The organism is Streptomyces sp. NPDC048479, from assembly GCF_040651435.1.
Lineage (GTDB): Bacteria > Actinomycetota > Actinomycetes > Streptomycetales > Streptomycetaceae > Streptomyces.
On the sequence record NZ_JBEZKA010000022.1, the window covers coordinates 129,718 to 152,773 of the forward strand.

20 protein-coding genes and 2 pseudogenes are annotated in these 23,056 nt (G+C 66.8%); 3 read left to right on the forward strand and 19 right to left on the reverse strand.

Annotated elements, in window-relative coordinates:
* Nucleotides 1–8 precede the first annotated feature (8 nt).
* The 11 genes from AB0D12_RS29810 to AB0D12_RS29860 all read right to left on the reverse strand — a co-directional run bounded on the left by AB0D12_RS29810 (nt 9) and on the right by AB0D12_RS29860 (nt 11,992).
* Nucleotides 9–815, reverse strand: a complete 807-nt coding sequence (locus tag AB0D12_RS29810) for a hypothetical protein (RefSeq protein WP_362689388.1) — start codon at nt 813–815, stop codon at nt 9–11.
* Entirely contained in the window at nt 812–1,765 is a 954-nt protein-coding gene (locus AB0D12_RS29815) for a 3-oxoacyl-[acyl-carrier-protein] synthase III C-terminal domain-containing protein (RefSeq protein ID WP_362689391.1), read from the reverse strand. Before AB0D12_RS29815 ends, AB0D12_RS29810 begins: the two co-directional genes overlap by 4 nt.
* Nucleotides 1,762–2,736 carry a Gfo/Idh/MocA family oxidoreductase gene (locus tag AB0D12_RS29820; RefSeq protein WP_362689394.1) on the reverse strand — a complete coding sequence of 325 codons (975 nt, stop codon included), beginning with the start codon at nt 2,734–2,736 and terminating at the stop codon, nt 1,762–1,764. The genes AB0D12_RS29815 and AB0D12_RS29820 overlap by 4 nt, the downstream gene beginning before the upstream one ends.
* Nucleotides 2,733–3,491, reverse strand: a complete 759-nt coding sequence (locus AB0D12_RS29825; RefSeq protein ID WP_362689397.1) for an NAD-dependent epimerase/dehydratase family protein — start codon at nt 3,489–3,491, stop codon at nt 2,733–2,735. Before AB0D12_RS29825 ends, AB0D12_RS29820 begins: the two co-directional genes overlap by 4 nt.
* Nucleotides 3,492–3,500: 9 nt before the next feature.
* Nucleotides 3,501–4,661, reverse strand: a complete 1,161-nt coding sequence (locus tag AB0D12_RS29830; protein WP_362689400.1) for a nucleotide disphospho-sugar-binding domain-containing protein — start codon at nt 4,659–4,661, stop codon at nt 3,501–3,503.
* Between the two features lie 57 nt (nt 4,662–4,718).
* On the reverse strand, nt 4,719–5,762 hold the full coding sequence (locus tag AB0D12_RS29835) for an aldo/keto reductase (protein WP_362689403.1): 1,044 nt from the start codon (nt 5,760–5,762) through the stop codon (nt 4,719–4,721).
* 47 nt (nt 5,763–5,809) lie between these two features.
* The gene (locus AB0D12_RS29840; protein WP_362689478.1) at nt 5,810–7,060 is read right to left on the reverse strand and encodes a beta-ketoacyl-[acyl-carrier-protein] synthase family protein; all 1,251 of its coding nucleotides are present in this window, start codon (nt 7,058–7,060) and stop codon (nt 5,810–5,812) included.
* A gap of 108 nt (nt 7,061–7,168) precedes the next feature.
* Complete coding sequence (locus AB0D12_RS29845; RefSeq protein ID WP_362689406.1) at nt 7,169–8,248, reverse strand: beta-ketoacyl synthase N-terminal-like domain-containing protein; 1,080 nt, start codon at nt 8,246–8,248, stop codon at nt 7,169–7,171.
* On the reverse strand, nt 8,245–8,493 hold the full coding sequence (locus tag AB0D12_RS29850; protein ID WP_362689409.1) for an acyl carrier protein: 249 nt from the start codon (nt 8,491–8,493) through the stop codon (nt 8,245–8,247). Before AB0D12_RS29850 ends, AB0D12_RS29845 begins: the two co-directional genes overlap by 4 nt.
* Nucleotides 8,494–8,637: 144 nt before the next feature.
* Nucleotides 8,638–9,903 (reverse strand): acyltransferase, encoded by a 1,266-nt coding sequence (locus tag AB0D12_RS29855; protein ID WP_362689412.1) that lies wholly within the window; start codon nt 9,901–9,903, stop codon nt 8,638–8,640.
* A 481-nt stretch (nt 9,904–10,384) separates the two neighbouring features.
* Nucleotides 10,385–11,992, reverse strand: coding sequence for a DHA2 family efflux MFS transporter permease subunit (locus AB0D12_RS29860; RefSeq protein ID WP_362689415.1), 1,608 nt, complete (start codon nt 11,990–11,992; stop codon nt 10,385–10,387).
* Nucleotides 11,993–12,090: 98 nt separating this feature from the next.
* Here AB0D12_RS29860 and AB0D12_RS29865 point away from each other — a divergent pair, with 98 nt between their 5' ends.
* The gene (locus AB0D12_RS29865) at nt 12,091–12,828 is read left to right on the forward strand and encodes a TetR/AcrR family transcriptional regulator C-terminal domain-containing protein (RefSeq protein ID WP_362689418.1); all 738 of its coding nucleotides are present in this window, start codon (nt 12,091–12,093) and stop codon (nt 12,826–12,828) included.
* A 279-nt stretch (nt 12,829–13,107) separates the two neighbouring features.
* Nucleotides 13,108–13,476 (forward strand): annotated as a pseudogene (locus tag AB0D12_RS29870) (transposase); the annotation flags it as partial.
* Between the two features lie 28 nt (nt 13,477–13,504).
* On the opposite strand, the gene AB0D12_RS29875 reads toward AB0D12_RS29870, so the two are convergent.
* The 7 genes and pseudogenes from AB0D12_RS29875 to fabG all read right to left on the reverse strand — a co-directional run bounded on the left by AB0D12_RS29875 (nt 13,505) and on the right by fabG (nt 20,585).
* On the reverse strand, nt 13,505–14,332 hold the full coding sequence (locus AB0D12_RS29875; protein WP_362689421.1) for a hypothetical protein: 828 nt from the start codon (nt 14,330–14,332) through the stop codon (nt 13,505–13,507).
* A 77-nt stretch (nt 14,333–14,409) separates the two neighbouring features.
* The gene (locus AB0D12_RS29880) at nt 14,410–14,532 is read right to left on the reverse strand and encodes a hypothetical protein (RefSeq protein ID WP_362689424.1); all 123 of its coding nucleotides are present in this window, start codon (nt 14,530–14,532) and stop codon (nt 14,410–14,412) included.
* A gap of 970 nt (nt 14,533–15,502) precedes the next feature.
* Nucleotides 15,503–15,613: pseudogene (locus tag AB0D12_RS29885) on the reverse strand (DUF721 domain-containing protein); the annotation flags it as partial.
* A 154-nt stretch (nt 15,614–15,767) separates the two neighbouring features.
* Nucleotides 15,768–16,643 (reverse strand): glucose-1-phosphate thymidylyltransferase RfbA, encoded by an 876-nt coding sequence (gene rfbA, locus AB0D12_RS29890; RefSeq protein ID WP_362689426.1) that lies wholly within the window; start codon nt 16,641–16,643, stop codon nt 15,768–15,770.
* Between the two features lie 67 nt (nt 16,644–16,710).
* Nucleotides 16,711–17,700: a dTDP-glucose 4,6-dehydratase gene (gene rfbB / locus AB0D12_RS29895; protein WP_362689429.1), complete on the reverse strand. Its 990-nt coding sequence runs from the start codon at nt 17,698–17,700 to the stop codon at nt 16,711–16,713.
* Between the two features lie 670 nt (nt 17,701–18,370).
* Complete coding sequence (locus AB0D12_RS29900) at nt 18,371–19,819, reverse strand: NDP-hexose 2,3-dehydratase family protein (RefSeq protein ID WP_362689432.1); 1,449 nt, start codon at nt 19,817–19,819, stop codon at nt 18,371–18,373.
* A gap of 25 nt (nt 19,820–19,844) precedes the next feature.
* Nucleotides 19,845–20,585 carry a 3-oxoacyl-ACP reductase FabG gene (gene fabG, locus AB0D12_RS29905; protein WP_362689481.1) on the reverse strand — a complete coding sequence of 247 codons (741 nt, stop codon included), beginning with the start codon at nt 20,583–20,585 and terminating at the stop codon, nt 19,845–19,847.
* A gap of 593 nt (nt 20,586–21,178) precedes the next feature.
* Here fabG and AB0D12_RS29910 point away from each other — a divergent pair.
* Nucleotides 21,179–22,672, forward strand: coding sequence for an NAD(P)/FAD-dependent oxidoreductase (locus AB0D12_RS29910; RefSeq protein ID WP_362689435.1), 1,494 nt, complete (start codon nt 21,179–21,181; stop codon nt 22,670–22,672).
* On the opposite strand, the gene AB0D12_RS29915 is transcribed toward AB0D12_RS29910, so the two are convergent.
* Nucleotides 22,645–22,911 carry a hypothetical protein gene (locus tag AB0D12_RS29915; RefSeq protein WP_362689438.1) on the reverse strand — a complete coding sequence of 89 codons (267 nt, stop codon included), beginning with the start codon at nt 22,909–22,911 and terminating at the stop codon, nt 22,645–22,647. The genes AB0D12_RS29910 and AB0D12_RS29915 overlap by 28 nt on opposite strands.
* Nucleotides 22,912–23,056: the final 145 nt, after the last annotated feature.

The window sequence follows — 23,056 nt, forward strand, 5'->3', positions numbered from 1 at the left end:
CTCCTTCGCTACTCTGCCGCGGCACGCAGCACCAGCAGATGGCTCGTATCGGAACTGAGCTCGGTGTCGCAGAGGACGACCACCGGATAGGCGCTCTCCCACTGCGTCCAGTGCTGTGTCAGCGCCGACCACACGCCCGTGCCGTAGCCCTCCGAGGAGGCGCGGTGCAGATCCGCGCCCTGCGCCGGGACGGCGCCAGGATCGCCTCCCGGCCCAAGCACCACCAGGAGCCGCCCACTGTCCGGCACCAACTCGGCGAGACGGGAGGCTAGTTCGGCGGACCCGACGGAGACGATGGTGTCGACGGTTCCAGGTCCGGGGCTGGTGTCGAAGGTCAGCAGGACCCCGGAATCGGCGGGCGAACCGTCCAGTTGCTCCGCGGCGTCGGCCGGCGCGCAGTCGAGGATCGCGAGCAGCGACTTCGAGTTCTGTCCGGTCCGTTCGTACGCGCCGGCTACCCGCATCGCGCTGAAGGGGGCGCCGAGGTCCTGCCCGCAGAGTGCGAAGCTGTGCGCGTCACCGCCGGTCCGCAGGTTCAGATACGAGGCCACCGTCTTGAAGCCGCTGGCCTCCGGCCGCGCGTAGGTGAGCAGCACCAGGTCCGGCCCCATCGCGGTCTCGGGCACCTGATCGACCAACAGGTCGACCAGCCGTGTGTGGCCTGTCGGAGCAGGCTGCCCGTCAGGTTCGTGGTCCGGTGTCTCGCCGACCGCGACGACGGCATCGTCCGCACCGTCGGAGGCCGCCCGGCGGGACGCCGGCGCGGGGGCGGATGGCTTCAGCACAGACACAGCGGTGCGCAGTCGCAAGGTCATGACCGGGGTCCCCCCGTGTTCGACGACGGTGTGAAGACCATGGCGGAGAAGGTCATGCCGACTCCGATCGCCACGAACATGGCGGGACGGTCCGGTTCGAAGCGCTTCTCTTCGCCCAGGGTGACGTAGTTGATGAGAACATCCGAGGCAAGGCAATGGCTGTAGCGCGGGATGTTGTCGAAGAAGAACTTGCTGCGCAGAGCCTCATCCTTGATCGTGTCCTGCCACAGAGTGGTGTTCGGATTGGGCGCGATGATGACCTGGATGTCGTCCAGCCTGCAGTCCGCCCGATTCGCCGCCTCCCTCATAACCTCGAGCATGAGGCGCGGCCGCATCTCGGACTCGGCCCTGATCAGCGCGGGGGAACTCATCATGCCGTCCGAGAACTCGCCCCTGGTCCTCGTCACAAAGGAGCGGACAGCCGTTCCTGAGCCGTTCCAGGCCACCAGGGCGGAAGCGGATCCGTCCCCGACCACGCAGGTGTTCATCACCAGCTGCGCCGCCCGGTGGCGGGGCTTGTCGCCTGTCACCACCAGCGCTCGGGCCTCGGGATCCCCGTCCGCCTGGAGCAGGGCGCCGGCGACATCGATCGCACTGAGCGCGATGGCGCAGTTCTGCTGGGTCAGGGCAAACGTGGTTGCGTTCTCCAGGCCCAGAAGCTGCTTGATGTTCTGTGCGGTCTCCGGCCCCACGCTGCGGCCGCCGTGGAGCGCGTGGCAGTAGATCAGGTATCGCACGGACCGAGGATCGATCTGCGCCAGGGTCTTCCTGGCCGCCGGCAGCACCAGGTCGTAGAGACTCAGATCCGGGTCGTAGTGCATCCGATCGAGCCCGTGGATCCTGCGGAACATGTGCGTCTGCGCGGGGTTGAGCCCGAGTTCAGCCGCTCGCTCCTCCACCGTGACCGTGCGGTCGGGGAAGAAGGATTCAACTGCTTCCAGGGTGATCATTTCCAAGAACCTCCTTCACTCACCAGTGCCAGCAGATCGGCCTGGCGTATGCAGCTGTGAACCACCGCGTCGTCCGCCTTCCTCGTGCGCACAGCCGCGGTGAACGCCCTGAGGCTGTTGCGCGCCTGATCGTCCGGTGTGAGTGGTATCTCCCGGCTGTCGGTGCCGCTGTCGACCCGGATCACCGGAATGTGGTCGGCGGGCGGCGCGAAGGCGCGGTCCACCTGGATGCGCCCAGTGCTGCCGCACAGCTGGTACCGGGAGGCATAGGCGTGCTCAAGCCCGAAGGTCAGCTGCGCCGTGACGCCGTCCCACCGCCGCAGCAGCACGGCTCCCGAGGTGTCGACCCGACGTCCCGGGCTTGCGCCGAGCACCGCGCCGACTACCTCCAGGTCGTCGCCGAGGAAGTACATCGCAGCCCGGACCGGGTAGAGACCGACGTCCCACAGCGCCCCACCGCCCAGCTCCGGCTGGTACCTGATGTCCTGGTCCGGGAGTCGTGGGATGGTGAAGTCGGCATGGAAAGACCGCAGTTCACCGATGGCTCCACGCTCCAGCAGGCGACGGACCGCGTCGTGCCGGTGATGATGGACGAACATCATATTCTCCATCAGGACCAGTCCTCGCGAGGAGGCCAGGTCCAGCAGCCGACGGGTCTCCCGGGGAGCCGCGGTCAACGGTTTCTCCACCAGGACGTGCTTCCCGGCGCGCAAGGCGGCCTCGACCCATCGGGCGTGCAGGGCCAGGGGCAGCGGAATGTACACGGCGTCCACCTCGGGAAGCGCCAGCAGCCCGTCGTACCCGGTGACCGGGCGGCAGCTGTACACACCCGCCAGCTCCTCCGCCGTCGGGCCGGTCCGGCTGGCGACCGCGACGACTTCGATGTCGTCCAGGGCCGCCATCGCCGGCAGCATCCGTCGCCGGGCGATGTCCGCGCAGCCCATGATCCCGATCCGTACCGGTGGCGTCACGGGGCCGGCTCCGCGCTGCCCCGCGTCCCGGCCAGGTAGCCGTCGAGCACTGTCCGGTAGTAATCGGGGCCAAAGCCGAACCCGCCGACCTCGGGCAGCAGCGAGTGCAGCTTGTCGACCGACACGAGGTGCGACGTCCCGGTGTCCTCGTACCGCCTGTCGGCCGAGAGACCGAGCCGGAACTCCAGGTGGTCGACAATGTGTTCCACGGGCACGGCCGTGCCCGTGGCCACATTGAGAGTCTCCCGTCGGATTCCGCGGCGCAGCAGCAGATCGATGACGGCGATCACATGTCCGACGTCGATCACATCACGGGTAGCACGGCGCTGAATCGCGATCCGCCCGGCGCCGAGGGACTCCACCAGCGTGGGAAGCAGCTGGTGAGCGGGCTGGCCGGGGCCGACGAGATGGCCCAGCCGCAGTACCAGGAAGTCGACCCCGGAGTCGAGCAACTCCCGTTCCATGCCGAGTTTGTGCTCCCCGTAGGCACTACGAGCCATGACCACGTCGTCCTCGCGGCCGGGCCGGTCGGCGCCGTAGACGCCGGCCGAGGCCGTGGAGAAGAAGATCAGCGTCCGGCCCGACGCCCGGCAACGCTCCAGCACCTGGCGGAACAGATTGCGCTCGCGTTCGAAGTCGGCGGTGGACGTGCCGCTCGCCCATGAGACCCCTGCGGCCAATGCCACCACGTCGGCGTGCTCGTGGGCGAGCGGCGCAAGGTGCCCGGCGAGGAATCCCCGGCCGATGATCTCCATTGCTACCTCCTAGACCAACTCGGCTATGGCGTCCACCGCTTGGGAGGGCGGGGCGAGTTCGGCGATCTCCCGGGAGAGTGCGCGGGCGCGGTCGGCGTACGAGGAATCGCCCAGGATCTCCCGGCACGCGTCGACGATCGCTTCTGGTGATCCGTCAGTGCCGAAGAAAGTGATGGCGGCCCCGTACCGGGACAGCCGTTGCGCGCCCAGATTCTGGACGGCGCCCTGGGGAATGGCGACCTGCGGCACAGCGGCGGTCATCGCCGTCAGGCTCGTGGTGCCCCCTCCGTGGTGCACGATCACGTCACATGTCGGTGCCAGCACATCGAGCGGTACCCATCCGGCCCGCACGCCCGGGACCTCCGCCCGCAGGGCCTCACCGACCTTGTCTGGCGCGGCCACCACCAGGTCGATGTCCAGCTCCATGAGGGCGACCGCCTGGGAGCGCAGGAATTCGTACGAGCGGCGCCGGATGTCGTGGTCGCCCACATCATGCGCCACCCGGCTGCCGGTGGTCAGGCACAGCCGCGGCCTTTCGGACCGGGCGAGCATCCAAGGCTCCAGCTGTCGCTGCCCGTTGACCGGGACCCACCGTATCCCCATGGTGCGCTTCGCCGGATGGGACTCCGGAGGCCGCAGACTCGGCGGACAGACGTCGATGAACAACTCCGGCTCTGGCAGCCACTCCAACCCCAATTCGGCCAGCTCCGGCTCGAGTTCCTCAACCGCTCCGCGGTCGATCGCGGTTGCCTCGATCGCGTCCCAGGCGTGGCGTACATACGGGATGCCGAGCCGAGCGGCGAGGAGGCCGGCGGCGTACGACATCGTGCCGCCTACGATGACATCGGGCCGCCAGTCACGGGCCAGCTCGCTGAGCGGATCCAGCCAGGCGGCAGCCATCCGTCCGAACCAGCGTCCCGTGAAGGGGATCTGCTCCTCCGGCACCGTGGGAATCTCCACCGGCCGGCCCGACCTGTCCGTGTTGACGAAGTGGCCGATCGGCAGCGACGAGACCGAGAACGCGGGCAGGCCCACGCCCGTGATCGCCGGTATCACATCGTCGTTGGCGGCCATGATGACGGCATGGCCCGCGTTGCGTGCGGCCGTCGCGACCGGGGCGAGCGCGAACACGGTAGCGAGGCTGCCGGCGGCAACGAAGAGGATGCGCATCAGTACTCCTGATTCCGTGGAGGTCGTCCCGCCGGAGCGGTTTTCGCGTTCTGCTCCTCAGCGGAGATCTGCCAGCCCCCGGCCCTGCAGATCGGCGATGTCCTGCCAGCGATCGCTGTAGCAGGACGTCGTGAACTTGGGGAGGCGCAGCTGTTCGTGAGGGGCGCCGAGGTCGATCCGGCTCATCTCGTCGAGGCGGGCATTTTCCGCCTCGCCCAGCCGTACTTCCAAGCACGCGAGGTTGTCACGCAACTGGTCCTCGGTGGTCGCGCCAAGGATCGGATGCACCGCTCCGGGACGACTGCGCAGCCAGGCGAGAGCGACCTGGGCGGGCTTCCACCCTCCCTCGGCAGCGATCTTGACCACCTCGCGGACGATCTCCTCGTCGCGCTGGGCCTCTCCTGCCCAGTTCTCCGCGCTGAGGCGGCCCGCCTCGCCTCGCAGATACTTGCCGGTCAGCCGTCCTTCCGCCAAGGGCCCCCAGGCGAGCGAGCTGACCTCACAGCTTCGCGCCATCGGAAGGAGCTCACGCTCCGGGGTGCGCTCGAGCAGGTTGTAACGGATCTGGAGGGCCGCGAAGGCCGACCAGCCGCGGAGGTCGGCCAGCATGTTGGCCCTGGAGATCTCCCAGGCCGGCCAGTTCGAGGCGCCGACGTACAGCACCTTTCCGGCTTTCACCTGGTCGTCCAGGGCCCGCATGACCTCCTCGACCGGCGTGAAGCCGTCACGCGCGTGCAACCACAGCAGGTCCACATGGTCGGTCTTCAGCCGACGCAAGCTCGCCTCGAGCGAGTTGACCAGGTTCTTCCGGTGGTTGCCTGCCGAGTTCACATCTCCCGGTCGGGTCATCGCGTTGTACTTCGTTGCCAGCACGAACTCATGCCGTCGCCCGGCCAGCAGTTCACCGAGGTACGCCTCTGACTGACCGCCCCCGTACACATTGGCAGTGTCCAGGAAGTTACCGCCCGCTTCGGCGTACAGATCGATCAGTCGGCCGGCAACCTCCTTCGACGCTCCCCAGTCGCCAGCGCCGAAGGTGCCGGCACCGAAACAGAGTTCGGAGACCCTCAGACCGGTCTTCCCCAGTACGAAATACTTCATCGGGCATGCCCTTCTCTACCAGTCGACCGGAAACTCGTCGGCGGACATCACGCCGAAGGCTGATGCTTGCCCAGCACGACAACCGCATTGTTGCCCGCGAAGGCCAGGCCGTTGTTCTGCACCACCCGCAGATCGGCGGGGACGGACTCGTTGGGCACGCAGTCGATCTCGCACTCGGGATCGGTCTCCCGGTGGTTGATCGTCGGCGGAATGAATCCATGGGTGATGGCCAATGAGCAGGCGATCGCCCCCAGCGCGCTGGCTGCTCCCATGGTGTGGCCGAGCATGGACTTCAGCGAGACTGTGCGCGGCGGCATCCCGGAGAATACTTCGCGTATCGCCCGGGACTCGGTCACGTCATTGGTCTTCGTTCCGGTGCCATGGGCGGAGACGAGGTCCACCTCCTCGGGCCGCACACCGGCGTCCGAGAGGGCCGAGCGCATGCAGCGCGCGATACTCGACTGCTCAGGCTGCACCGGGTGGTAGGCATCGCAGCTCAGGCCGTATCCCAGTACTTCGGCATAGATCCGCGCCCCCCGGGCGAGGGCGGAGTCCAGACGCTCCAGCACCAGCACGCCGGCACCCTCGCCAGTCAGGATTCCCTGACGATCCCGGTCGAACGGTCGACAGAAGTCCGGTGCGATGGTGCCCAGTCGGTAGAAGGCGGTGAAGGACTTTCGGCACATCGCATCAGCCCCACCGCACAGTGCGATGTCCGCGTCACCGACCCGGATCGCGTCAAAGCCCATGCCAATCGCGTAGTTGCCCGCCGAACAAGCCGTGGCCAGGGTCAGCGCCTCGGCGTCGGACAGCCCCAACTCCCAGGCGACCGCAGCCGACAGCCGTCCGGCTCCGACCCGTCGCGTCACCTCCGGATCCCAATCCTGCGGCCCGGACTCCACCCAGGTCTGAGCCAAGTGGTCCAGGTCCTGCGACTCGCCATCGGTGGTGCCGATCGAGATCTGCACCCGCCGCTCACGCAGACCGTCGTCCTTGAGCCCGGCGTCGCGCACCGCCATCCGGGCCGCCGCAACCGCGAACTGACTGGTCCGGCCGAGCTCGTCCACGGACCATCGCTCGAGCCACTCCTCCGGCTTGAAGCCGGGCACCTCACAGCCGTTGGCATGCGCAAACCCGGCCGTGTCGAACACCGAGATCGACGAGACGCCGTTGCGGCCCTCCCGCAGCCCTGCGGCGAATTCCTCCACACCGATACCGATACTGGAGAACACGCCGAGCCCGGTAATCACCACCCGGTCACTGGCAGGCCGCGAATGCGCGGCAAGCACATCACCCATGTCCGTTCCAACCCTCCAATGCCTGCCCCGAGCAGAGGCCTTGGGCATCTGAACTACGCGATACAACAGGACGCCGCTGCAGGACCCGGCCACCGGCACAGGAACAGCTCAGGACAGCCTCACCAGGCAAACCACCACAGTGCCGCTCTCGTCGGTCGAGGTGACCACAGCCAGCCGCTGGGCAGACTCCGGGTTCTGCTCGGCCAGGCTGAGCACGGCCGCGAGCTGCAGAGCCCCCGACGCGGCGTGAGTCTCTCCGATCAGCTCGGTGATGGAGACCAGCCGATCACCGACCTCGAAGAGATCACCTAGCGCGGCACGCTCGGCCTGCCCAGCCGCACCGACGGCGCCGGACGGGCTGGCCATCCACACGTCAGAGGGCTGCACGCCAGCCGCCGCCATCGCCAGCTCGGTGCATCGGCGGACGGTCGCATACCAGTCCCCGTCACTGCAGGTCATCGCCTTCACCGCGAGCAAGGTGGCGAGCGGCGGCTCGTCCGTGGGCTCGACGGTCAGCGCGAACATCGCGCAACCTTCACCGAGCACAGCGCCGGGGGCATCGTTTCCGGCACTGCGCTCGGCGATCCAGGCACGGGCCACCGAATACTCCTCGGCGGCACCGCACAGTACAGTTCCCGCCCGGCCGGTGAGCAGGAGTCGGCGGGCGTAGTTGAGCGCGAGCAGGCCGGCCGACCGGCCGGCGGCCAGCGTGGCGTTCGGCCCCTTGACCCCGTGCCAGATGGCACACTGTCCGGCCGCCCCATTCATCACCGCGTACGGGATGAGGCCCGGCTCGACATGGAAAGGCCGCTCGCCGGTGAGCGAGCCACGTGTGAAGTCGATGGTGCTCTGCGCACTCCCGACCGTCGTCCCGACGACCAGTCCGGTCGTGTCCGGATCAAGCCGGTCGCTGCGCAATTCCCGGAGCAGATCACCAATGGTCGAGACCGCCATCCCGGTCACCCGGTTCATCATCCGGGTGCCCTTCTTTCCCAGGACGGCCCGCGAGTCGAAATCCGGAACCAGGCATGCCGTCTCGGCCGGTCCCTGTCCCTGCTCGATCGCCCGCTCCGTGAAACGCCCGGCGGCCAGTCCTTCGGAGAAGACCAAACGACCGATGCCGTAGGGCGAGGTCACCGCCCACCCGATGATGGCGAGGCCGGAACCCGCCGAATCGACCTTGCTCATCGAGCGATGTTCCCGATGACCTCGTAGACCCCCTGGAGGTTCACCATTCGGGAGAGTTCCGACTGCTCGATGGTCACCCTGAGGTTCAGTTCGAGAGAGGAGAGAATCTCGATAAGCCTCATCGAATCGGCGTCGTGGTCCTCGACGAACAGACTGTCATCAGCGATCTCATCGCCCTCGAGCTCCAGAATATCGCAGACGATCCCCTTGATGAGCTGCTTTTCGTCTGGCGTCACAACCGCCATGCCCGCCTCCAATTCTAATTACTGAAATCACTTCGCCGGATGTTATCCAAGCTTCTTCGGAACTCCAGCAAAGTTCAAGCCGAAGAATTCTATGTTTGCACTAGCTTGCAGCGCGCGAACACTAAATCCGGCTGTCGCTCGCCGTCAGACGACGTCTGGCGCGAGCGCGGCACGTGCCGGACGTTCCGCTGCCGGATCGCCGAAGCGGTGGATCGCTGCCCGGCCTTCCGGACTCCGCAGGTGTTCGGCGAGCCGTGCCGGGACCACTGCGGTGAGCAGGAACCCCGTATCACCGAACCCTTTGTTGAGGAAGCCAAACCACGACAGCGGAGCCCGGGAGCTGACGACCGGGCTGAAGAAGGCCGGGTACTGCCCGTCGAATGCGACACCGTACGCGCCCATGCGGGACCAGTTCGTCACAATGAATGTCCGGTGCGCAGGGTCGAAGGCCACGGGAGCACAACGGTGGAAGCGGGATCGTCCGACGGGTCCGACAAAGGCGCGATCGGAACGCATGCAGAGATGTGACTGCATGAAATCATCCAGCCCGGACCGAATATGGGCCGCGAGTACGTTGGCCGTTCCCATCGGCGGACACGGGAGGAACATGGACTGGACGAGATTGCCGAGAAACTCAGTCGGAACGCCGAGACGAGGACGGAGGTCGACGGGTACCGACAGGTTCCAAGGGACGGGATCCGCCTCCATGCCCCGGAACGCGGTCACCAGGTGCGCGCAGAGCACGTCGTTCGATGAGAGGGGTCGCGAGGACTCGCCGCCGAACAGCTGCCGCATCCGGCGCACCTCGTCATCGCCGAAGTAGATCTGAACGGTCCCGTTGCCCTCCCGCATGAGGGGCATCCTGTGCCCCCTCCCCGCCAACTCGTCCCGACTCAGCGGCTGACAGATCGGCTGTCCGGAATCCTCCTGCGGCAGGACGCGGTCCAGGTAGCCTTCCCGGTCATCGACTATGAGTACCTCTGGCGGTGTTGTCCCTTCGACGAGTGCCGACCAGACGCGAATGAACTGCATGAAGCTGCCCATGTCGCCCACCGAGTGGTTCCAAGTGCACCCCAGAGTCATGGCGCCGTCGGCCAACCGGCAGACGCGCACCGTCAGGAGCGGGCGCAGCTCCAGGGGTTCGCTCATGACATCGACCCGGTCGATCAGACCCCAGTCCGGATGCGTCGCCTCCCGGATGGCGTCACTAAGGGACGCGTCGACATCGAGGACCGTCATGGGCACTCCGGCATCGGAGCAGACGATCTCGAGCGCGTCGCCGCCGGCTCGGAGCCGACCCCCGAAGACCGGCACGAGGTCGAGCGCACGGCGAAGCCCGTCCGCCAGGCGCTCTTCGTTCACGGCTCGCTCGAAGAAAAACGCGACCGCCACATAGCGCTCGACGTACATCGTGTCGGTCGAGCCGCACTGTACGACGGCGTCCCGCGCCTTACCCGATGTGATCGTCCATGCTTCACGCAGCCGCACCCGAGTGCTCATACATTCTCCTGATTCATAGACGAGTACGCCTATGCGGTCAACCGCGATCCGCTCCCGCAGTGGCCGGACCGAACCTCCTTGAATTGCCCGACGCCTCAATTCTGCGGCAAATTTAAACAAAGGCTCGGAACATCCCGCAGAGCAGCCTCTTCGAATATGTGAAAGAACTCAAGCACTCGTTGACTAAGCTTTCGCTAAATCTCCGCTATTCAGTCGGCCAGCACGGCGATCGCCGGCAGCAGACGTCCGCCACGGACCGGCCGACACCCCTCGCCGGCGCCGGGGCAGACCGGGCCGGCACCCGCGTCGTCGTCTTCCGCAAGAAGCGCGTACTCCCTCCGTAGATCGTGATCTACGGAGGGAGTACGCGCTCGGCTTGGCGCGCCAACGGCTATCCGGCGTCGCGTGGGGTCGGCACATCATTCCGGTCGCGGCTTCCGCCGGGCTGCTGGTCGGGCCGGCCGGGCATGTTCAGGCGGCGACGGAAGAAGAGTGACGTCACCAGGGCCAGCACTCCAATCACGGTCATCCCGATGACCACGCTGTGCAGGCCCGCCACGACGGCAGCCTGGAACGCCTCGCGGATTTGCGCGGGCAGGGCACGGATCTCGGCGGGAGTGCTCTGACCGCTGGCCGCAGCGAGCGCGTGGCCAGCCTTGGCGCCGAGTCGGTCGGTGAGGACGTGCTCCAGTCGGTTCGTGTAGAGCGAACCGAGTAGGGCCACGCCCAACGATCCGCCGACCGCACGGAACAGGTTGATCATTCCGCTCGCCGCGCCGAGGTTGCGCTGATCCGTCTGGCAGGCGAACGAGATGATCAGCGAACTCTGCATCAGCACACCGATGCCGAGCCCGGCCAGCAGAGGCAGCAGAGTGGCGGCGACGAGGCCGGTCCCCGTGCCCAGCAACAGCAGCAACAGGACGCCGACCACCACAACGATGGCGCCGACGACCGGATAGAGCCTCAGCGGACCGGTCCGGACGACCAGTCGGGCGACGACCAGCTCCATGATGATCATGCCGATCAGGAACGGCAGCAGCAGCAGTCCACTGGTGGTGGGTGAGACGTCCAGTACCTGCTGCAGGTACTGCGGAAAGTACACCAGGGCACCGAGCAGGCCAGCGCCCACCAGCAGACCCAGCACCTGGGCGAGCGTGAAGTCGCGGATGTGGAAGAGCCGGGACGGCAGGATCGGCTCGACGGCCCGGCGCTCGACCAGCGGCAGCGCGGCCAGTAGCACGACGGCAGCCACGCCCAACCCGATGATCGGGGCCGAGTCCCACGCGTATCGGGTACCCGCCCAGCTGAGCAGCAGGGTCAGCGCCACGATGCCGCCGGTGAGTTGCACACTGCCGAGCAGGTCGATCCTGACCTTCGGACGGCGAGGGCTGCGCGGGATGCCCACAGCGCTGGCCGCGAGCGCGACCAGGCACAGCGGAACGTTGATGAAGAACGACCAGCGCCAGCCGACGTGTTCGGTGAGCAGGCCGCCGAGCATCGGCCCGGTGCCCATGGCAAGCGGCATGACGATGCCGATCATCGTCTGCATCCGGATCCGGTCGGCCGGACCGGTCGCCAGATGACCGATGAGCGTGAAAGTACCGACCATCAGGCCGGCCGATCCCAAACCTTGCAGCGCACGAAAGGCGATGATCTGGGTCATGCTCTGCGCCAGGCCCGAGAGCACAGAACCGACCAGGAAGACCACGATCGCGGTGATGAAGGTGCCTCGATGACCGAAGAGGTCACTCAGCTTGCCCCAGATCGGGATCACCGCCGCGCTGGCCACCAGATAGGCCGTCACCACCCAGGACAGCTCGTTGAGTCCCCCGAGTTCACCGACGATCGTCGGCAGCGCCGTGCCCACGATGACCTGATCCAGCATCGAGAGCGTCAGGCCGAGCAGCACCGCCAGCACGCCAAAACCGCGGTGCTTCGGCATCGGCCTGGCCGACGCCATGGGGGGAGCCCCGATCGCAACGACATCTCCGTCTGGCATGGCGCCTCACATCCTTGGTCCGACATCTTCGTACGCTGTATGAAGATGAGCGTAGCACAGTTGGTACGCTGTACGACAGATAGGGAGTGGAGTGTGCGATGAACGAGAACGAACCCCTGAGCATCTGGATGCGTCCGGAGCCGGCGGACCGGCGGACCGCGCGGGCACAGCGGACGCTCAGCCGCGACCAGATCGTGCGAGCGGCCATCAAGATCGCCGATTCGGAGGGCCGGGAGGCGGCCTCCATGCGCCGGATCGCGGCCGAGATCGGCGCCGGCGCGATGTCCCTCTACTACTACGTCCCCAGCAAGGAAGACCTCATCGAGCTGATGGTCGACGAGGTGATCGGCGAGACCCGGCTCCCGGAACAACCCGGCCCCGATTGGCGGGGCTCGCTGGCGGCAGCAGCCGACGAGAAGCGCGCCCTGTGGCTCCGCCACCCCTGGCTCGCCACCGCCTGGACGCACGGCCACCCGATCTGGGGGCCCAACTCGCTGCGCCAGCAGGAGTTTGTGCTCGGCACGCTCGCCGAGTTCGACCTTCAGGTCGACGAGCTGCTCAGCCTTATCGGCCTGTACAACAGCTATGTCGAGAGCTTCGTACGCAACGAAGTCGGATGGCTGGAGGAAGCGCGCAGGACCAAGATGGACATGATGGAGTGGATGCGACAGAGCAGGCCGTATGCGAAGCAGCTGGTCGCCACCGGTGAGTACCCGATGTTCACCCGAGTACTCACCGAGACCATGACTCCGCACATGGAGCCGGACGCACGCTTCCAGTGCGGCCTCGCCCGGGTGCTGGACAGCATCGCGGCCAGTCTCGCCCGCCTCGCCTGACCGGCCACAGCCCGCAGATCAACGCATCGGGCGCGGTCCTGCGACGGCCAAAGGCAAGCAGCAAGTGCCCGCCCAGGTCGAGATAAGGCAAAGGCCCAGGTCGTAGGTTGCTCGACTTTCGACGTTCTGAGGGGTCTGGGAGTTTACGTGGCGCAGTCGGGGCTGGCGGCGGCCCACGCCTGATGGACGCTGCGGATTTCCTGATCGGTGGGCCGGCCTGGGCGGGTTGGCAGAAAGCTTGACTCTGTCGGGGATCTTGGTGTTTCCCGGTGCGGCAGCATGATCAGCGGGCATGCTCGGGCTGTTTCGAAGGTCGATGCAGCTGCCGAGGTGTCCCTTGTCCTTCCGTCCCCGTTCCGGTGGGCAGGTCCTGTCTTTGACTGCGCAGGTTGCGCGGGCGAGCAACCCGGGCGGTACGACGGCGATGTGGGTGAGGGACCGGCTGGACGGGCTGTGGTGCGACGAGGACTTCGCCGACTGGTACCCGCGCGAGGGCGTCCAAGGCTCTCGCCCGCCCAGCTGGCCACCGTCTGCGTGCTGCAGTTCCTGCTCGACCTGTCGGACCGGCAGGCGGCCGAGGCAGTGCGGTGCCGCATCGACTTCAAGTACGCCATGGCCCTGGAGCTGGACGATCCCGGCTTCCACCACAGCGTGCTGGCCGACTTCCGTGACCGTCTCACCCAGGGCGATCGAGTCGACCGCCTTCTCGATCTCCCTGGCCCGACTCAAGGACGCCGGGCTGGTGCGCGAGCGCACCACGCAGCGCACCGATTCCACCCATGTCCTGGCCGCGGTCCGTGACCTGACCGGTCTGGAGCTGGTCACCGAGGTGGTAGACCGGGCGGAGGTCGAGCAGTTGCTTCATGTCCCTCCAGCCCCGTTCCACCTCGAGGAGCTGCTTGTATCCCAGGGCGATGTCCTCGGCGGACAGCTTCGGGTCGGAGGACCGCAGCAGGTACTTGCCGTCCAGGTACTCCTCGGCGGCGATCTTCTTCTTGTCGATCCGTAGCAGTCCACCCGGGGTGGTCCGTAGGAACCGCTTCAGGCCGGGCTTGGTGGACAACTGTCCGGCCAGGTAGGCGCGTTCGTCCTTCTTCAGCTTGTCGCTGCCGTCAATGGCCGCTTCGAGCTTGGCGCGGACGGCGGCGTCGCGTTTGGCCTGCTCGAGGTTGAAGCAGATCACGAACCGGTCGTCGGATCCGATGTTGACCTCCTCGACCTGCATGTTGTCGCGCACGGTCGCGTAGCGGCCGGGCCTGGACAGGGCGGCCTTGACCTCCTGGGAGCCGGAGCGGAGCTTCTCGCCGATGATGTAGCCGCCTCCGCCTTGCATGAGCGCGCGGCGGCTGGCGGTCGAGGTGAAGCCGCGGTCGGCGACCCACACGACGCGCGAAAGGGACCATTCGCGCAGGTCGCGCTTCACCTGGCGGATCAGGTCGGAATCGGCGGTCGCTCCGGGCCAGGACCAGACGCGGACCGGGATGCCGTCATGTGTGACGGCCATGCCGACGACGACCTGGGGCAGGTCGTCGCGGGAGTCCTTGGACTTGCCGTGGGCGCGGAATCCCCGGTGGTGTGCGGTCAGTTGAGGATCACTTCCCTCGGGCAGCAGGCGGCCGTCCGCGTCGCGCGGGGCGGGGCGGGTTCGCCGGCTTCCTCGGTCTCGAAGTAGGTGCTGGTGGTGTCGAAGAACAGCAGGTCCACTTCCAGGTTCAGCAGGTCGGTGACTGGTGTCGGAGATCTTCCGGCGCGCTTCCGGCGAGTCCGACGGAATCCTCGGACTGGAGGACTTCCGCACGGAAGTGCTCACCGAGAGCCGACATCTGGCGTACGATCTCGGCGCCTTCGACTGGTCCGATCGGTGCACGACTGGCTGCTGCCCCGGGATGGCCGGCTCACCGGGGACGACGCCAACTGCGGGACCGGGTCCGTACGCTCCTGAGCGCTGGCTGATGATCATTGACAACGCGAATAACCGCCGTCGGCTCCAGCCGTGGATCCCCACCAGGACGAGGCCAGGTGATCATCACCTCCACCAACCAGGCCGGTTGGGCCACGCATTCCGGCAAGGTCGATGTGCAGAGACTCACGCCCCCGGAGGCAGCCACTCTTGTGCGTCTTCGCCTGGCGGGTGACGCGCTCTGGGACGAAGCCGCCGAACAGGCCGCCGCCGACTTGTCGATGGCCATGGAGTACTGGCCGCTCGCCATCGAACTCGCCTGTGGCTACCTCGCCAGTTGTGAGTTCGTGCTCACCGAAGTCCCGCCCTATTTGAAGAGGATCCGGGACCTCTCCCTCGATGACCCAGACTCAGTCCCACCCGGGTACCCCCGCACGCTCGTCGGAGCGATCCGGCCGGCCCTGGAGCGGGTGGCCCGCCCGACGGATGGCCGACGACCCGGACGTTCCGGTCGTCGCACTGTCGTTGATCAGCACCGCGGCCTACTTCGCCTCGCGCCGGATTCCCCTCCAACTCCTGCTCGTCGCAGCCGTGGTGCCGAGAGAGACGGTACTGAAGATCAATGCGGATGCACCGATGGTGCTGGAGGACAGTCCCGAGAACACGTTCACCGCAAACGAGGTGCATCGCGCGCTCCGATCGGAATCCCTGGTGCAACGGGACGAACCGGCGGCGCACTGCCGCCGCCTCCGCGTACTGCTCCGGGGTGCAGTGCGCCGCGCGCTTCTCACGGACCAGCTCACCGCGCTGGCGGGCCTGCTCCTTCGCCGCCCGCAGGGTCACCCGTGCCAGATCCACACCGGAGAGCTCGGAGTCCTTGGCCATGCGCGACTCCTCCTTCTTGGTCGGCCTTCGGGCTGAGTCGGCCTGAAGCGCGGTTCCGGTGTTGCCCACCGCGTCAAGGGGCTTCTCGCGCCGACGGCCGGGCGCGGCGGGAGCCCCGCCGTACCCGGCCGCCGGCGCGCGGCGGCTCGTGCGGTCAGACCTCGGCCAGTTCCTGCAGGTACATCCCGTAGCCGGACGCCGACGAGGCGACGAAGGCCTTGCCGAGCACCGCCAGCTGGCCGGCGTCGATGAAGCCCATCCGGAAGGCGACCTCCTCCACGCAGGCGAGGCGGATGCTCTGCCGCTTGGCGAGGATCTGCACGAACAGGCCCGCGTCCATCAGGCTGTCGTGCGTACCGGTGTCGAACCAGGCGCTGCCGCGGCCAAGGTCGATCAGCCGGGCTCTGCCCTGGTCGACAAAGATCCGGTTCAGATCGGTGATCTCCAGTTCGCCGCGCGCCGACGGCTCCAGGCCGGCCGCCAGGTCCGCCGCCTCGTTGTCGTAGAGGTAGAGGCCGGTGACGGCGAGATTGGATCGGGGACGGGCCGGCTTCTCCTCCAGCGAGGTGATCCGTCCCGCCCCGTCCACGGTGGCGACGCCGTAGCGCTCGGGGTCCGAGACCGGGTAGCCGAACAGGGTGCACCCGTCGAGCCGGGCCCGCTCCCGGCGAAGAATCTCGGTGAGTGCGTGGCCGTAGAAGATGTTGTCGCCGAGGATCAGGGCGACCTGCTCGTCGCCAATGAACTCCCGCCCCACTCTGAACGCGTCGGCGAGCCCGCGCGGCTGGTCCTGGGCAGCGTACGTGACGTCGATTCCCAGCTGTCCGCCGTCGCCCAGGAGAAGCCGGTAGCTCTCCAGGTGCTCGGGATTGCTGATGATCAGGATCTCGCGGATCCCGGCCAGCATCAGGACGGACAGCGGGTAGTAGATCATCGGCTTGTCGTAGACCGGGAGTAGCTGCTTGGACGAGACGGTCGTGATCGGCTGCAGCCGGCTGCCCGTCCCCCCGGCCAGGATGATTCCGCGCATGTGCTACTCCTCGTCACTGGTGTACGGGTGGGACCCTGCTGGTGGGGCGTCCGGCAGCTGCGGCCGGTCACGACCTGGCCTCGACGTCGGCCCCGCGCAGCGGGCGCCACCACTGCGGGTTGTCGCGGTACCAGGCGACGGTCTGCTCAAGACCCTCCCGGAACGTGACCTCGGGGGCGTAGCCCAGAGCGCGCAGCCTGCTGTAGTCGAGGGAGTAGCGGCGGTCGTGACCGAGCCGGTCGGCGACCATGCGTACCTGCTCGGGCCCGGCTCCGCAGGCCTCCAGCAGCAGCCCGGTCAGCTGATTGTTCGTCAGTTCCTCGCCACCGCCGATGTTGTAGACCTCGCCAGGGAGCCCCTTGTCCAGTACCAGCTGGATACCGCGGCAGTGGTCGTCCACGTGCAGCCAGTCCCGGATGTTGAGACCGTCCCCGTACAACGGGACCGTCCCACCATCGAGAAGGTTCGTCACGAACAGCGGGATGACCTTCTCCGGGTACTGGTAGGGCCCGTAGTTGTTGCTGCACCGGGTGACGCTGACGTCGAGCCCGTGCGTGCGCGCGAACGCCCGGACCAGCAGGTCGCCACCGGCTTTGGCTGCGGCGTAGGGGGAGTTGGGCCGCAGCGGGCTGTCCTCGGTCCACGACCCCTCGTCGATCGAGCCGTAGACCTCGTCCGTGGAGACATGAACCACGCGCGGGACGCGCGCCGCCCTCACCGCCTCCAGTAGGACATGCGTCCCCATGACGTTGGTGCGCACGAAGTCGGCGGATCCATCGATCGAGCGGTCGACATGCGTCTCCGCTGCGAAGTTAACCACCGCGTCGTGGCCGGGCAGCACCTCGGCGAGCAGCGCGGCGTCGCAGATGTCGCCCCGGACGAACGTCAGGCCGGGGTGCGACCGCACGGGCGCGAGGTTGTCCGGATTGCCTGCGTACGTCAGCTTGTCGAGTACCGTGACCTGAACGTCGCGCATGGAGGGATAAGCGGCGGACAGCAGTTTTCGTACATAGTTGGAGCCGATGAATCCGGCAGCGCCGGTAGCGAGAATGCGCATGGAGGTACCTCTCTCAGGTCCTGGCAGGTCCGGAACGGCCGGCCGCCGGCCCCTGCGAAGGAGAATGCGTGGAACATGCACGGCTCACGGCGAAATGGCACACGCGCGAGACTGCCCGCACCGGGGAGTTCCCGGCCGGGCCGGGGCGTCTTCGGCTTCGGGGGCGCGGGGTGCCGGTGGCGGTGGTGGGTGGCCCAGGACCGGCCTCTCAGGTCGGTAAGCCTCCACGATCCCCACGTGCGGGGCCAACTCCTCGACACCGGAGGCAAGTTGGTCGTCCAGGGCAGGCTTCAGTCCGCGCTCTCGGAGAGCATCTCCAAGAGCGCGCGTGTTTTTTCCCAGCACTTCAAGCGCCGCGTCCCGCTTGGCCACCCCCTTCTCCAGGTGGGCGACCTTGCGCTGGAGCCGTTCAAGCTCCGAGGACTGGGGATCATACGGGGCGGACCCCTGTCGCGCCCGTAACTCGACAAAGCGGGGCGTTTCGCGCCACGCCGTCACAGAGGGAAGAGATGCGGCACTGAAGTTCCCCTGATCTCGGCTGGGAGGTGCCCCCATCGACCGGAGCCGGTGGGCGCCCTCCAGGGCCTCGCCTCGGACCGCGTGACCGCCATCGGCACCGCCAGCCAGTCCCTCGCGCCGACGGTACGCGTCGGCCGGCGCGGTGTAGCGGTCACCAGATGGTGTGCAGGCCGGCCAGTAGGCTGCGGGTCTGGATGTTCAGGTAATTGCTGTGCGCCAGCAGCCGAGTCACCTGATCCACTGTCATCCACCGACATCCCGGCGCTTCTTCGAGCTCAAACTCCTCTCCGACCTCGATGATCTGGTAGCGGTTCTCGGCGTGGTAAAAGCGACCGCCCTCCTCGGACTGCACCACGTCGTACCGCAGCTGTCCCGGTTCGGCCGTCAACACCCGGTCGAGGTAGGGCGGGCGTTGCTCCTCCGGGAGGTCGCGGAAGTTGCCCGGCAGGCACTGCACCGTCGGGCCGAGCTCCGCGACATTGAGCACTCCAGCTTCCAGTCGGGCCCGGAGCAGTAGGTGTAGTACTCCGTCAATCCGCCGGACGATCATCGCGACCCGGCCGCAGTCGACGGGAGCCAGGAGTGGCTGAGTCCAGCTGGTGACCTCCCGATTGGGGGCCCGGACATCGGCCGCGATGATGGTGAAGTACTTCCCCGTCTCATGGCCGATCTCGTCGGCCGATACATACCAGTGTTCGACCTCCTGAAGCGGCACGCTGCGCTGGACCAGCGCGTGCCGGGTCTTGAGGTCGGTCAGCCAGCTCAGGATCTCGCCCGTACTGTGCAAGGACCCCTGGTCGGCCGACATTGACCGCACCAGACCCTCCCGAAACGGGCTGGCCGAGCCCCACCGGGCAGGACCGTTGGGTGCGTCGAACGGGATGCAGGACAGCACAGTCCGGGCGTCCATGTTGACGATGTTGTCCTGGATGAGGAGCTGATGGATCTGACCGAGAGTCAGCCAGACGAAGTCCTCGTGCGGCGGAACCTCCTCGGTGACCTCGACGATCATGTTCCGGTTGCGCTTGCGCAGGAACCAGGAGGCCTGCTCGGACTGCAGCGAGTCGACGACTATCCGACCGCGTTCCGGGTCCCTGAAGTACTCGATGAAGGTGATCCCGCGTCCGCCGTGCACTCCGGTGAAATTGCTGCGAGTGGCCTGCACCGTCGGTGAGAGCTGGATGGTGTTGAGATTCCCGGGTTCCATCTTCGCCTGCATCAGGCAGTGCAGAACACCGTCGAATTCCTTGACCACGATTCCAAGGATGCCGATCTCGGGCTGATTGATGATCGGCTGCGCCCACGAGGGGTGATGACCCCAATTCGTCTCGACACGGAGGCCCTCGACGGTGAAGAACCGACCGCTGGTGTGGCCCAGGTTTCCGGTCTCCGGGTGGAACTGCCAGCCACGCAGGTCCTTGAACGGTATGCGGTTGACCTCGAACCGGTTGCGAACCCGCTGGTCGGCGAACCAGCGATCGAAGACGTCGTTCGAGGTCACCGTGGAATCGAGAAGGGACGCCGACCTCGTGAAACGGCGGCCACTGTCCACGGACTCCCTGGCGGAGCGCTCTGTGCGCAGTGTCTTGGTGGGGCTCATACCTGTACTCCTCATGTAAAGGACGTCAGATCGAAAGGCCGCCATCGATCTGGAGCACCGAGCCGGTGACGTAGTCCGCCGCCACCAGGTACGCGACCGCGTCGGCTACCTCGTCGGGTTGGCCCATCCGGCCCAGTGAGATGCCGGCCACGGCTTTGCTCCGCAATCCGTCGGAAATCCCGGCGACCATATCGGTCTCGATGTACCCGGGCGCCACCGCGTTGACACGGATCGCATATCGGCCGACCTCTTTTGAGAGGGCCTTCGTGAATCCAATGATTCCGGCCTTCGAGGCGGAGTAGTTCGCCTGGGTCGAATTTCCGTGGACGCCCGCCACCGAAGATATGTTGACAATGCATCCGGATTTGCGCTTCAGCATTCCGAAAACCGCGGCCCGGCAGACGTTGAATGTGCCGTTGAGATTGACATCGATGACGTCCTGCCAATCCTTGTCCTGCATCATCACCAGCGGCCCGTCGCGCACGATTCCGGCGGAGGTCACCACCACGTCGATCGGCCCGAATGAGTTCTCGACGTCGAGCACCCATTCCCGCACCTGCGCCGCGTCTGCTACATTCACCCGACGGTGCGACACGCGCCCGCCGAGTTCAGTCACGGATTTCTCCAGGTCGGTGGCCGCCTCCGATTCACGCTGATAACAGAACGCTACATCAAATCCATCGCGGACCAACCGCAGTACCACGGCTCGGCCAATTCCGCGCGAGCCGCCCGTCACCAGGGCGATACGCCGAACACTGTGGCTCATCATGCAACTCCCCGTTGTCGTCGATCCAGCCGAGACTCAACTCACCGGACATTACGCAACAGCTTCTTAGGAGATACCGCAGAGCACAAGCAGCGGTCCTCTAATTTTTCGCTAGATTATGACAAGCAGCCATCCTCGATCCGTCCTCCGCCTGTGCTCGGCGATCGTCGCGGCGGTTCACCCTTAATGTCCCCGATGCCTTCGGGGCGGGCCGTCGTATGACGCTGCGGCCCACCCCGAACTGCCGGGGGATACGGGCGAACCGCCGAGCCACTCAGCAACCAAACCCCACTGACGAATCGAGGCTATTCGGAGTTAGCGTTTGCGCGCTGCAACCTAGTGAAAACGTAGAATTCTGCGGCTTGAACTTCGGTGGAGTTCCGAAGAAGCTGTTGGATGACATCCGGTGAAGCGGTCGTGAACAAGATGAGGAACACCGCGGTAGTCAGGCAAGGCGGCCGCGCGTGCCCGGTAGTCGGCGGATCGGCCGCCCCCACGCCAGGCAAGTAGGAGCGGCGCGTGCTCAGCTTGAACGCTGCTTGCCCAGCGCCGGTCACACCAGGACGCCACTTGGATAAATGAAGGGTGAGTTTGTGACTCAGGTAATCGTGGTCGGCGGCGGTCCGGCTGGTTCGACCGCTGCCGCGCTGCTGGCCAGGGCAGGGATATCGGTCACCCTGCTGGAGCGGGCTACATTCCCGCGATATCATATCGGGGAATCCTTCTCGACCTCCTGCCGCGTGATTCTCGACTATCTCGGGGCACTCGAAAAGGTCGACGCCCGAGGCTATACGTCGAAGACGGGTCTGCTGGTGCGATGGGGGCAGGAGAAGGATTGGGCCATCGACTGGACCGAACAGTTCGGCCCCGACATTCGGTCCTGGCAGGTCGACCGCGACGATTTCGACACCGTGCTGCTGGATCACGCGAGTGAGAGCGGCGCCCAGGTCGTGCAGGGGGCGCATGTCCACCGGGTCGTCTTCGAGGGCGACCGCGCGACCGGTGTGGAGTGGACAGCGCCTGGTGACAAGGCCAAACAAATCTCGCGGGCCGACTTCGTCCTCGATGCCTCGGGCCGGGCCGGCCTCATCAGCGCTCAGCACTTCAACGACCGGCGACCCCAGGAGATCTTCCGCAATGTGGCGATCTGGGGGTATTGGGAGGGCGGTGAACTGCTGCCCGGTAGCCCGTCCGGCGGTATCAACGTCATCTCCTCACCCGAGGGCTGGTACTGGGTCATCCCGCTGCGGGACAACCGCTTCAGTGTCGGGTTCGTCGCCCACAAGTCGATTTTCGTCGAGCGCCGCAGGGAGTTCGGCTCGCTCGACGAGATGCTCCTGAAGATGGTCGACGAGTCGCCCGCCGTACGAGAGGTACTGGCCAAGGGCACCTTCCAGCCCGGAGCCCGGGTGGAACAGGACTTTTCGTATGCCGCCGACAGCTTCTGTGGCCCCGGTCACTTCCTGCTGGGAGACGCGGCGTGCTTCCTTGATCCGCTGCTCTCCACCGGTGTTCACCTCGGCATGTACAGCGGGTTGCTCGCGGCGGCCTCGGTCGTGGCAATCGCCGACGGCGACGTCAGCGAGCGCGAGGCGCTTGTTTTCTACGAGTCGTTGTTCCGCAACGCGTACCAGCGACTCTTCACTCTTGTCGCCGGGTTCTACCAGAAGCACGCCGGCAAGGACCGCTACTTCGCGCTGGCCGAGACCCTGGCCCGGCAGGAGCCGGAGCACTGGCACTCCTCGGCGCAGTCGTTCGGTGAGATCACCGCGGGCCTGACCGACATGCGTGAGGCGGCGGACGCAGCGGGCCGGGGCGGGCGACCGATCCAGGAGATCATCGAGAAGGCGACGACCGGAGAGCCCTCACCGGTGCAGCAGTTGCTCGTCGCCGCGGCGGTGGCGCAGGCGCGGGCGCAGGGTGACACCGCGCCCGGCGCGCGTCTCACCGCGGCACCGGGGGTCATCGACGCCAATGACCTCTATGACGCCGTGAGCGGCCTGCATCTGGTCATGCAGCCGCGGCTGGGGATACGGTCCGTGACTTCCCAGAGGCAGGGTCACGACGCGGCGTCGGTGCTCCCGTAGTCGGCCACCCGGCGTATCCCCGACAGTGGCGAGGCGTTCGGCGCGGTGATCGACCGATCCGCGCCGGCGGCCCGCTCGCGCTCCTCCACCCGCCAGCGGCGCTCCGACGCCAGCACGTACACCTGCTTCTCGATTGACCAGCTGCCCTCCGCGCCCGCTGGCCTGGGCGCGGAGGGCAGCGCCGGGGCCGGGGGCAGCTGCGGGAGGAGGTCGAGCCAGTAGCCACGGGAAGGGTTCACAGGATCTCCAATACGTCGTCCGGACTGCCCGGCGGCATCAACTCCCGTACGTTAGGCGCGCTCGGTTATCCGGCGGTTACCTCCGATCCGAGATCGGTCGGCTGCCCGTCGGCGCCCTGCTCGTTCGACGGCACTCGGGTGCGCT